Source organism: Thiocapsa sp. UBA6158 (genome assembly GCF_002423035.1).
Taxonomy (GTDB): domain Bacteria; phylum Pseudomonadota; class Gammaproteobacteria; order Chromatiales; family Chromatiaceae; genus Thiocapsa.
This window is the reverse complement of sequence record NZ_DIUM01000117.1, coordinates 32,669-42,968: the sequence shown is the minus strand read 5'-3', so window position 1 is coordinate 42,968 and position 10,300 is coordinate 32,669. Positions and strand designations below refer to the sequence as shown.

The 10,300-nt window shown below is 60.7% G+C and carries 16 protein-coding genes; 6 read left to right on the top strand and 10 right to left on the bottom strand.

Annotation, left to right across the window (positions count from 1 at the left end):
- The coding region (locus tag B4N44_RS16210; RefSeq protein ID WP_296702956.1) for an IS4/Tn5 family transposase DNA-binding protein at nt 1-194 on the bottom strand (194 nt) is incomplete at its 3' end.
- 238 nt (nt 195-432) lie between these two features.
- Here B4N44_RS16210 and B4N44_RS16205 point away from each other — a divergent pair.
- Together B4N44_RS16205 and B4N44_RS16200 are read left to right on the top strand one after the other, a co-directional pair.
- Nucleotides 433-708: a BrnT family toxin gene (locus tag B4N44_RS16205; RefSeq protein WP_245731959.1), complete on the top strand. Its 276-nt coding sequence runs from the start codon at nt 433-435 to the stop codon at nt 706-708.
- Complete coding sequence (locus B4N44_RS16200) at nt 698-901, top strand: hypothetical protein (RefSeq protein WP_093036517.1); 204 nt, start codon at nt 698-700, stop codon at nt 899-901. The genes B4N44_RS16205 and B4N44_RS16200 overlap by 11 nt, the downstream gene beginning before the upstream one ends.
- Nucleotides 902-1,071: 170 nt before the next feature.
- On the opposite strand, the gene B4N44_RS16195 is transcribed toward B4N44_RS16200, so the two are convergent.
- The 3 genes from B4N44_RS16195 to B4N44_RS16185 form a co-directional block, all read right to left on the bottom strand.
- Nucleotides 1,072-1,458 carry a type II toxin-antitoxin system VapC family toxin gene (locus tag B4N44_RS16195; protein WP_093036514.1) on the bottom strand — a complete coding sequence of 129 codons (387 nt, stop codon included), beginning with the start codon at nt 1,456-1,458 and terminating at the stop codon, nt 1,072-1,074.
- On the bottom strand, nt 1,458-1,703 hold the full coding sequence (locus tag B4N44_RS16190; RefSeq protein ID WP_093036511.1) for a type II toxin-antitoxin system Phd/YefM family antitoxin: 246 nt from the start codon (nt 1,701-1,703) through the stop codon (nt 1,458-1,460). The genes B4N44_RS16195 and B4N44_RS16190 overlap by 1 nt, the downstream gene beginning before the upstream one ends.
- A gap of 195 nt (nt 1,704-1,898) precedes the next feature.
- Nucleotides 1,899-2,225, bottom strand: a complete 327-nt coding sequence (locus tag B4N44_RS16185) for a hypothetical protein (protein WP_296702948.1) — start codon at nt 2,223-2,225, stop codon at nt 1,899-1,901.
- 310 nt (nt 2,226-2,535) lie between these two features.
- On the opposite strand from B4N44_RS16185, the gene B4N44_RS16180 reads away from it, so the two are divergent.
- Both B4N44_RS16180 and B4N44_RS16175 read left to right on the top strand, forming a co-directional pair.
- Complete coding sequence (locus B4N44_RS16180; protein ID WP_093036505.1) at nt 2,536-2,904, top strand: antitoxin Xre/MbcA/ParS toxin-binding domain-containing protein; 369 nt, start codon at nt 2,536-2,538, stop codon at nt 2,902-2,904.
- A complete protein-coding gene (locus B4N44_RS16175; protein WP_245731958.1) occupies nt 2,901-3,440 on the top strand; it encodes an RES family NAD+ phosphorylase in 540 nt (179 codons plus the stop codon). Before B4N44_RS16180 ends, B4N44_RS16175 begins: the two co-directional genes overlap by 4 nt.
- A 120-nt stretch (nt 3,441-3,560) precedes the next feature.
- On the opposite strand, the gene B4N44_RS16170 is transcribed toward B4N44_RS16175, so the two are convergent.
- Nucleotides 3,561-4,064, bottom strand: coding sequence for a hypothetical protein (locus tag B4N44_RS16170; RefSeq protein WP_093036502.1), 504 nt, complete (start codon nt 4,062-4,064; stop codon nt 3,561-3,563).
- 168 nt (nt 4,065-4,232) lie between these two features.
- A complete protein-coding gene (locus B4N44_RS16165; protein WP_093036499.1) occupies nt 4,233-4,559 on the bottom strand; it encodes a hypothetical protein in 327 nt (108 codons plus the stop codon).
- A gap of 127 nt (nt 4,560-4,686) precedes the next feature.
- Here B4N44_RS16165 and B4N44_RS16160 point away from each other — a divergent pair, with 127 nt between their 5' ends.
- Nucleotides 4,687-5,679: a hypothetical protein gene (locus B4N44_RS16160; RefSeq protein ID WP_093036496.1), complete on the top strand. Its 993-nt coding sequence runs from the start codon at nt 4,687-4,689 to the stop codon at nt 5,677-5,679.
- Between the two features lie 169 nt (nt 5,680-5,848).
- Nucleotides 5,849-6,091 carry a hypothetical protein gene (locus tag B4N44_RS16155; RefSeq protein WP_093036493.1) on the top strand — a complete coding sequence of 81 codons (243 nt, stop codon included), beginning with the start codon at nt 5,849-5,851 and terminating at the stop codon, nt 6,089-6,091.
- A 251-nt stretch (nt 6,092-6,342) separates the two neighbouring features.
- Here the strand turns inward: B4N44_RS16155 and B4N44_RS16150 are convergent, their stop codons facing one another.
- The 4 genes from B4N44_RS16150 to B4N44_RS16135 form a co-directional block, all read right to left on the bottom strand.
- The gene (locus tag B4N44_RS16150) at nt 6,343-7,146 is read right to left on the bottom strand and encodes a PP2C family protein-serine/threonine phosphatase (protein WP_093036490.1); all 804 of its coding nucleotides are present in this window, start codon (nt 7,144-7,146) and stop codon (nt 6,343-6,345) included.
- The gene (locus tag B4N44_RS16145; RefSeq protein WP_093036487.1) at nt 7,143-8,528 is read right to left on the bottom strand and encodes a PD-(D/E)XK nuclease family protein; all 1,386 of its coding nucleotides are present in this window, start codon (nt 8,526-8,528) and stop codon (nt 7,143-7,145) included. The genes B4N44_RS16150 and B4N44_RS16145 overlap by 4 nt, the downstream gene beginning before the upstream one ends.
- A gap of 356 nt (nt 8,529-8,884) precedes the next feature.
- Nucleotides 8,885-9,385 (bottom strand): hypothetical protein, encoded by a 501-nt coding sequence (locus B4N44_RS16140; protein ID WP_296702942.1) that lies wholly within the window; start codon nt 9,383-9,385, stop codon nt 8,885-8,887.
- A 493-nt stretch (nt 9,386-9,878) separates the two neighbouring features.
- Nucleotides 9,879-10,286 (bottom strand): hypothetical protein, encoded by a 408-nt coding sequence (locus B4N44_RS16135; protein ID WP_139191974.1) that lies wholly within the window; start codon nt 10,284-10,286, stop codon nt 9,879-9,881.
- Nucleotides 10,287-10,300 lie beyond the last annotated feature (14 nt).

The window sequence follows — 10,300 nt, the reverse complement described above, 5'->3', positions numbered from 1 at the left end:
AGGATGTCCATCCAGTCGTACGCCTCGGAGCCGAGAAACCGATACGCCGCCTGCGTCTCGCCCCAACCCCGGCAGGCCTCGGGGATGCTCGCCGTCGGGCGCTCCGCCAAGCGCTCGATCAACTGCACGGCACGCCGCTCGCGGCGCGTATCGCCCAGATCAAGTCCTTGAAATTCCGCTTCTGCCCAGCCCATCGACGCCCCCGGAGATCGTCCAAAAGCGATATCTTAGCCTGTACACTTAAAGTTGTGTGTAATGGGATGCACTAAAACCACGGACAAACCACGATATTCCGAAAACCAAGAAAGAAGAATTGCCTAAGACTTGAATTACCCGCGAGCCTACACACCCGCGTAGCTTACAGCGAGCCGTCGGGCACAGCATACGCGGTTCCGGTCGCGGGATGCATAACGTTAGGGCAGCAGGCACCAAATGACCATGGACTTTGAATGGGACGAATCGAAAGCGCGAGCAAACAGCAAGAAACATGGCGTCACATTCCGGGAGGCAACGGAAGCATTCGGGGACGAGCTCTCGTCTGCTGTCTCCGATCCAGACCATTCGCAAGTGGAAGAGCGCTTCCTTTTGTTTGGTAGATCGCAGGGAGGCGAGTACTTGGTGGTCTCTTTCACCGAACGTGCGGAGCTTATTCGAATCATCTCTGCGCGGCGCATGACGACTACAGAGCGTAAAGCCTATGAACAATGATGATCAAGAGATGCGGCCGGAGTACCCTGCCGAGCTCATCAAGTCCGGTGCTCGCGGGAAGTATGCAAAACGGTATCGCGAAGGCACCAATGTCGTAACAATAGACCCGGAGCTCAATAAGCTCTTTCCAAGTGCCGAAGCCGTAAACCGCGCATTGCGCCGGTATGCGCAAGAACACAAACTGCTGCCCTAACGAATAAGGTTAGATCGTCCGAGCGCAGCGAGCGACGATCTGAACCTTTTGTTGGACTAGCCGGTATCGTGGCGTTGTGGGGGTTGGAAAATTGCTTTTGCGAGGTCGAGGGGCGCTGGGCTCGGATGCCGGTCGGGTCGCAGGGTCGGTTTCGTCCTTCCATCGCAGTCTCACCATAGCGTCTGGATCCCGAACCGTTCGAATGCCGGGTCCCTTGTCACGAGTGGCATGCGCTCCAAGGTGCTTTGCGCGGCGAGCATCCGGTCAAATGGGTCGCGATGGTCCACGTGCCAGCCGCCGGCCCGCAGCGCATGCAGATGGGTCACAGGCAGATGTTTAAACCCGTCCGCGTCGATCAGCTCGCCATAGCGCTTCGCCGCCTCCGGCACCTCGTCGGGCTTGCCGATGCTCTGCTTGGTGGCGATCTCCCAGGCACCGCCCGCGCTGGCGTGGATGCTGTTGCCGGTGTCTGCAATGACCGCGCGTGCTCGGGCGGACAAGCGCGGGTCGTCGGTAAACCACCACAGCAGGGCGTGCGTATCCAACAGCAAGCGCATCAGGTCGCGTCCCCGCTGTGGTTCCAGGCATCCAGCTCCTCGTCCGGCAGCTGATCGAAGAAGGCGTCTCCCACTCGCCCGGCGAGCCTTCCTGGCCGGCGAGACTTGGACGCATCAGCCAACGGCATCAGGCGGGCGTAGGGTTTGCCGGCTTTCGCGACGATGATCTCCTCGCCCTGATGGGCCTGTTCCAGCAGCTTCGAGAAGTGGGTCTTGGCTTCATGAACGTTGACGGTTTGACTCATCGCGATCTCTGGTGGACTTAGTCGTGCACCAAGGCTTGCTTGTCCGATTGCCAGGTTCCAGCGCGCATCAAATCTCTTCTGCTCGGGCAGACGCTCAATGTTCTCCTCGGTGACGACCCTGCCATCGGCGGTCGGAGGGCGGAACCGCAAAACGGCGGCGTGGGGCGCGCGGTCTTGAGTAGGCCGGGCACTCGCTCAACGATTCCGCAGACAATAATCCCCGCTGCTCGACCAGCCCGACGGGCACCCGGCGCCGATCTTCGGCACCGCCGGCCGCGCCTGCGTGCCCGCCAGACAGTAGGCGCCGCTCGTTGAATAGCCGCTCGGGCAAGATCCGCGTTTCTCCAACGCCGCACGGGCCTTTGCGCCGGGTTTGCAATAGGCGCCGCTGGTGCTGTACCCGCTCGGACAATTGCCCGACTTGGCGATCGGCTGCACCGGCAACGCCGAATCTGCCGACGCGGCGAGCGGGATCAGCACCGCGCCGAGGAGCGCGTATCTGAGGGTCGCGATGAAGGACATGGATGCACTCCTGTGTCGTCGTGTCGAAACGTCGGAAAATGCCGCCGAGATTCGACCAGCGGGCGCTCGGTGCGAAAAAGCGCTTCCAACGCCTCTTGCCCCAGCGTGTCGTGCAGACCGTCCGTGAAGATCAGAAAGGTCCTTTCCTGCGTCCAGTCGCCCCCGGCCGCCAATGGATCAAGAAGCCTCGACGGCCTCGGCGGCGGTGAGCGTATGCTCCAGATAAGGGCTCGGCCCCTTATCGCTCTTGTGTCTCGGACCGTTCGCCTCATAATCTGACTATCGAAAGGTTCTATAAATGAGGCGCTCCATGTCTGCTTTCGCCGAGCTGCTCTCCGAGGTCATCACGGACCAAGGGCTGATTGCGACGGATCGCCTAGCCGAAGTGCTGCACATCACCAAGACCGAGCTGGCCAAGGCGACCGGATTATCCCGTGACGCGGTCTCCAAGCGTGATCGGCGCGAGGCACGCCAGACCCAGACGCGGCTACGCGACACCGTGGAGATCATCAATCGGGTCACGAGTTGGACCGGCTCACCCGGTCGCGCGTTCGCCTGGTTTCGTTCTCAGCCGCTTCCGTCGTTCGGAGACAGAACGGCCGAGGATCTGGTCAAGGATGGCCGCGCACAGGCCGTCAAGGATTATCTGTCGCGAATCGCGGAAGGCGGCTACGCGTGAGGGATGCGCCGCCGACGCATCCCTTCGTCGGTTTGGTCTATCGCGCCCACAATCCCCGCTGGGCCTTCGCGCCGACCTCCGGCGACGGAGCGGCACGCCATGGCGGTCGCTTCAACCCGCGAGGCACCCCGGCTCTCTATACCTCACTCGACCCCAAGACCGCGTGGATGGAGGCCCAGCAGGGACTGCCGTTCAAGGCGCAGCCGATGACTCTGGTCGGCTATCGCGTGCGCTGCGAGCGGATCATCGACCTCACCGATCCGGCTGTACTCGCCGCCTGCGGAGTCGATGACGCCACACTTGCCTGTGCTTGGGAGGACCTGGTTTCGCGTGACCGAACGCCGCCGAGCTGGTCGCTCGCCGAGACATTGATCGCCGCCGGCTGCCATGGCGCGCTCGTACCAAGCTTCGCACCTGGCACGACGCCTGCTGAACGCAACCTCGTTCTCTGGCTCTGGTCCGACACTCCGCCCTGCCAGGCACGGGTCATCGATGATTTCGGACGCTTGCCGAAGGACGATGCCTCCTGGGTCTGAACCTTCAAGACTTCATTTTCCCGGCATCCTGAATCCAACGCTCCTTCCCACGGCGGCCTTATTGTAGCGATAGGGGCCCCGACCACTTATGCCGGACCCCTTATCCGCAGGGCGTTCATTCTAGCCGCGGTCGCCATCAATGCCCGTCACAAGCGGGAAGGTCTCGACACAATTTCTTTCCGCGATCGCGTCGCAGCTGAGAATGCGGGCGCCCCAGATGTCCTGATACGGGGTGCCATAGAGGCAAACCCATTGATCTGCAGTTCGTTGATTGACCCAGTCCAGCAACGGCTCGAAGACATGCGCCTCCCACAGCGCGGCACGCGAGGGATAACAAGCACCGTCCTGGCACCACTTGCAACGATAGAGACCATCGGGTGTACGCACCTCGGTGACGTCGAAGTCGCCGATGATGTCCCAGTAGACGCCGCGCTCATCGTGAATCATGAGCTCGGCATTTCCCCACCGTTGACGGATCTGGAAGCTCAACTGTGGCGCCAGCCCTACGAAACGCAGCTCAAAGCCGTTCTTGCGGGACTCCGCGATCCAGGGCGGATACCGAAATCGCCGGGCGTGCTCGCGGATCCAGGCGTCGTAAGTACGACGGACAAAATTCTTAGGCATTTTGCAATTTACTCCAGGCGGATAGAGCGATGGATCAACCGCGCGCCCTCCCAATCCAGGTGGCGGTGGAGGCGGTCGCATGGGCAGCTGCCGTCCATTTTTGGCGTTCGTTGGTTTTCATTCGGGCGTGTCGGCTCGCGACAGCTTCGCGAACCCCTTATCCTCCGCTCAACGATTGCGCAGGCAATAATCCCCGCTGCTCGACCAGCCCGACGGGCACCCGGCGCCGATCTTGGGCACCGCCGGCCGCGCCTGCGTACCCGCCACACAGTAGGTGCCGCTGGTTGAATAGCCGCTCGGACAAGATCCGCGTTTCTCCAACGCCGCACGGGCCTTTGCGCCGGGTTTGCAATAGGCGCCGCTGGTGCTGTACCCGCTCGGACAATTGCCGGACTTGGCGATCGGCTGCACCGTCAACGCCGAATCTGCCGGCGCGGCGAGCGGTATCAGAACCGCGCCGAGAAGCGCGCATCTGAGGTTCGCGATGAAGGACATGGATGCACTCCTGTGTCGTGGTGTCGAAACGTCGGACAATGCCGCAGGGATGCGACATGACCTGTCGTAAAATCCCGGATCATCCCCGGGATCAAACCCTTCAGGTGCTCGTGAGGCCCGTCCCGCAATGAAACGCAGAACCTTCATCCACGCGATGGGCGCCGCCGGCGCGCTCGGGCTGTCCGGCCGATGGACCCTTGCCGAGGCCGTCGACCGTGCGGCGACAGTCCAACCGCTGACCCCGGTCTTCGACCGCCTGCCGAGCCTCCTCGCGGCGGCAGCTCGGGCGCAACAGACCCCCGGTCTCGCCTCATCGCTCCCCGTCGGCACCGATCCAAGCCTCGCCGCGCGCGACCTCCTCGAAGACTGGGACACGCACCTTCACCCCTTGGTGATCGCCCTGGGTCCCGCGGCGGAACGCATCCTTGATCGCCTTCCCGAGCGGATCGCGATCCCTGCGGATTGCGCTCTGTACCGCACCGGATCGACGCAAGGTCATCAAGCGGCCGAAGCGCTGGCGCTGCGTCTGGACAGATGCGCCAGCGCCCTGCTGCTGATCGACCCTTCGGATGATCGGGCGCGACGCGATGCCCCGATCTGGACCCGACACCTGGCCGCATCCGAGGTCTATTTGCGCGCGGCGGTCGTCCTCGACACGTCCGCCGAGGGTCTCGATCCCGATTGGCGCGCGACCCTGGACGGCCCGGTCATCGAGATCGGCAGGACTTGCGGCGATCTGGAGACGGCGGCGCTCATCGAGGCCATGCTGCCCGGTCTGCCCTTCTTTCAACCGGCGATGATCTGCTGCGACCCGGTCGATGTGCACACCATCCTCGCCTCGGGAGCGCGCGCCCGGACCACGGCGGTGCGCTGGACGCACCCCGAGGAGTGCACGGACGCCATCGCCGACGCCTGCGCCGACCTGGTGTCGACACGCAGCCGCGGCGCCCTGGGCTGGCTCCACACCGACCTGCAGTTCACGATCGACGAATGGGATGTCCTGAACACCCTGCTGAGCGACCGGCTCCCTCCGAACACCGATCTGCTGCTGATTCCCTTTCCGGATCCGACGCGAGTCCACGGCGAGCGTGTGCTCAGCTTGACCGTTGTGGAGGATTAGGTGAAACCGCATCTTGCACGACATGCACTTTGGCTGTGCAGCGCAGCTTGAACGGTCGCGCCGACGCCCTGGTCATGTTGAATACAGCCGATTTCGGCGTGGCGGAACGCTTCCGGCTGACGGTTCCGACGCCGGGCGCCTTTCTCCGCCGCCTTGAGGAACACTCCTAATGGCCAACGATGCACTGAGACTGCCTGAATCACTGTTCGCCTATGCCCGTCAGGTGGCGGAGGAAGAACAGGTGTCGATGAACCAGTTCCTCGTCACAGCGATTGCCGAAAAGGTGTCCGCGCTCAAGACCGAGACCTATTTTCGCGAGCGGCAAGCGAGGGGCGATCTCGCCGCCTTCGATGTCTGGCTTGCGGCCAGTCCCGATGTCCCGCCCGAGGCCAGGGACAGGATGGAGGATTGAGAAACGGTCACGATTCCCGTCCGGCGACTCGACGTGCAGACCATCATGTTCGGTCACCGGGGCCTTGTTCCTCCGGCAGGCCGGAAACCATGCCGCCGATCGTCGCGAAGCGACACAACCCCGGGATCGACGACTTGCAGTCGTCTTCTTCAACCGCCCTGAAAGCGAGCAAGGTCGACCCCCACGCGCCAATCCCGAAGACCGCCCTCGACGCGCGCTGAACGGTCTCATCAACGCCGCCCAGCGCACCGTCAAGCGGTTCCCGTGTTCGCCATTCGCCCCAAAATCAGCGACACATTATCCGGCGCACCCGCCTCCAACACCGCATCGAGAAAAACCGCTGCCTGCGCATCCAGCGGGCGCTCGGTGCGAAACAGCGCTTCCAACGCATCCTGCCCGAGCGTGTCGTGCAGACCGTCCGTGCAGATCAGAAAGGTCTCTTCCGGCGTCCAATCCCCCGGGCGCCAATGGATCGCAAAGTCATCCTCGGCCTCGTCGGCCCCGAGCATATGCTCCAGATCCTGATACAGCTGACCCACGTACTGATCGGCGGCGATCTCCCCGCGCTCGACCATGGACTGAAAATAGGTGTGATCCCGCGACAACTGCTGCCAGCGACCCTCCCGGTCGATGCGATACACCCGCGAATCCCCGACGTTGAGCACGCTGAACCGCCCCGCGCGCCATTGCAGCATGGCCAAGGTGCACGCGGAACCACGGGTGCGTCGATCCCCGGCGAGCGCCCGACACAACGCGGGATGGACGTGCCTGCGAATCAGCCGCGGACCGATCCAACCGTCTTGCAGCAAATCGTCATGCTGCGGGCCGATTCCGCACAGGGCCTCGAGCACGGTGCGGCTTGCCCTCTGAGGGTAGGGGCTGATCGCGACGCCGTCGGCGACCGCGCAGAGTCCGTCTACAGAATCGCAGGCAAGATGGCGGACCGCCAGATTGGACGCCTGATGAATCTCGCCGGCAACCAGCAGCGCGTCTTGTTGGCTGCCGGCCCTTAAACCGCGGTGTTGAGCGAAAGCGAGTTGAGTCGCAGCGTTCAACCGGTCATCTCGACGTTGCCCTGAACCGAGAGATTGGGACTTGCGCCATCATCCTGCGAGTGGCTGGGCGCCCCAGCGGCTACCGACATCGTTGTGATCGGCAACAAAAGATCCATACGGTCTTTGAAAGCGTCGTGGACTTTGACAGCGATAGCAACCATGGTATTTGCCAACGAACCGTCGAGCATGGCTTGCCAAGGCTTTGGATTGCTCTGCCAAGCACGAAACGCTTTGTCGAATTCAATATCATTTGCATAAATAAACCAAGGCCACCATGTGTAGATCGTGTCTTGATCTCCGGGGTGGCCAAAAAGCGTTGTCATGATCTCGTTAATCTTAAGCGTCGTTGTCTCAGGCTTTTTGATCTCCTCTTTTGTTTTCACGATTCCCCAGGCAAATTCTCGATACCCGTTGGCGTCGAATTCAAAAGAAAGGCATACATCCTGATCTCTATCGAAGAGAATGCCTATGCCGTTCCAGCCTCTGCCATTGAAGAACTCCTTGTTGTATCGCAGTTGGTAGCTTTTTTCACTTAGTGCTGCTCGGAGGTCTTTCTCTAGCTTTTGAAGTAGATCCCGCTTGATATTCTCGAACGAATTTGCCACTAGAAATGCTGCCGCAAGGTTCTCGCTGGATGCCAGGACGCTTTGCTTCACTTCGTATTCTTCAGTCATATCAATCTCCTGATTGACTCTAGTTCGTAAATATTTCGCCAGTTCTTCAACAAAGATCCGGACTGTCAGGGCTTTCGTCTTTCCTGCGCTATCCTGTAACCGGTCGGCTAGATCACGGTAACTCATTTGAAAGAAGTGTTTCTCTTCGGTCAGAGAATTAACCCGATCTCCCGCGATGCTTGATTCGCCCGGTCCCCTATTGCTGAGAAAGATCAGCGTCCAGTGGTTCTTGCCAGGAAACGTCTCCAGCCAATCCGCATAATCCGAGAGTTGGCGGTCCTGATCTCCCGCCCATGGCTTGTTCTCTATCCCAATGACGCCGTTATCGAATTCCATAAAAATATCGATTCGACGTCCCTTGTTTGTCGTCTTCTCAGTCTTGACGAGTGGGCAGCCCGACACTTCGATCCAATCACCAACACCAGTTTGCTTCAGGAACGTACTCAGAAACAGGCTCCGCTGGCCATGTCTTCCACATGGGTCGAAGAGATCAGCCAGGCAGCGCGATAGGCCGTTCTCATTGTTTTTCATGTAGTCGAAGATGCAAAAATCCGGCGCCAATTGATCCTCGACGAGTTTCTTCGCCGCCTGAAGAGTAGAAACTCGGCGATAAACATCCGGCAGAAGGATCCCGACGCTGTTCTTGGTCGCCATTGTTCTAGTTTCGAACCGTGCGTTGATATCCCCGAGCAGTCTTGCTACGCTCATATTCTATCGCCTCCTATTCACGCATTCTCTTGAATGCCACGATAATGCTAACTTCGTCCGTCGTACGTATCTCCGATCAACCCATCGCCGCCGAGTCAGCATTAGATCGCCGATTCAACGAGCCCGCCGGAAACGCGACCCACCAAACCAACCAGAAGGTCAGGCAGATTGCTTATACCATTCGCTTCGAGGTGTGATAGTGCATTAGGATCGGCAAGGTAGCTTATCAATGCGGGACGAAAGCGACTATCGTCTGCGAACTGTGGCCAATCGCGATAGCCGGGCGAACGGAAAGCAAATGCGGCGTCGAGTAAACGTGCATAGAGCACTCCATTCATTCTGCCGATCTTGCTGTTTCATACGCCTCGCTGGCCGGTGATTTGCTGCCGTGACCACGCGACAGCCAGTGCTTCTTCGTGATCGCGACGGTACTGGCTACCGAGAAGTTGGCGCAGGACGTCGCAATGAAAATGGAACAGCTCATGCTGGTAGGTCTTTCTGATCACTAGATCCAGTGCACCCTGAAGATCGAGCGGCGTCAGGTAAGGCAGACCATGTCGATGATTCAGCATCAGCGACCAGTAGAAGCAGCGGAGATTGTTGCTGAATAGAATCAACTGCCCGGGACTGTGCATCGGCACATAGAGCCCCAGTAGAGGTGTGGTTTCGGACATGGCTCTCAGACGCTGATGGTCATCTGGTCCTTCGTGGACATCCGGATCAGGATGGAGGAAGAATTCGGGGTTCGGAAGATCGTCGGAAGCCAAGTTCTCGAAGAGGACCTCCCCATAACGGCCGGTGGGTAGGGAGTTGATCACTGATGCGATCGGGGTGACGATAGAGTCGAATGCGGTCATGGTTTAGCTCTCCCTGCTTTGGTCATCATTGGATTTGGTACGAGGCGAATTTTAGGGCCTCGGGATTCCGCGATGTGCGCAACGGACCATGGTGTACTCGTGCCCCGCAGATCGCCTCAACGTGCTTCAATGGGTGCAGCCTGTCGAAGATCCTCTCCGAACGCCCCGGCGTCTCAGGGTCCAGTCGAGCTGGATCCTGACGCCCGACAGATCATTCGCCGAGAACGACGGGTCCAGTGTAGCAGGCGGATGCGTGGGTGCTACTCGGGGGGCCGGAATCCGCCTGATGTCGTTCCGTGCCTCGTTGATCATGCAAGCCGAAAGGGGCCTCTGGCGCGGAGGACCGCGAGAGCCGTGACACCGCGGGAGCAATGTCACGAGGGAGCCGGGACTTGGACGGTCGGTCAGGGTCAGCAAGGCCCCTTCAGCGTTTCAAGCAGCTATCCGGCGCAGCCCCGAAGTGCGCTTTCGCTACGGGGACGGCATGCTCTACTCAGAGCGTCTCCGTTGGCCCAAACACCAACGCGAGGGTCAGATTCCCGCCGCGCGTGGCGAACGCGCTCAGATAGACCCAGCCGCCGGGCACCGTCATGCGGGCCGTGCGGTCGTTGTAGCCCATAGCGACGGCGCTGCCCAGACGCTCCCAGTGTGGCTTGGTCTGCTCGGGCGACCACCGATGCTCCGGGTCCGGCACGAAGGTCAGGGCCTGGGTGCTCATGGCGGACTGCGAGCCGTCGTAGTGGCGAAAGCGGAACAGCCAGCCGCCCTCGACCGCGGCGACCTGCGTGGTGTCGCGTTTGGTGCACCAAATATCGCTCGCGTCGCGCATCTGGAGGAGGTGCCAGTCGAGACGCGGTTCGCTCGTGTTTTCGGTCGCCTCGGTCGTGTCTGTCGGATGCATGGTTTCCGTCCATC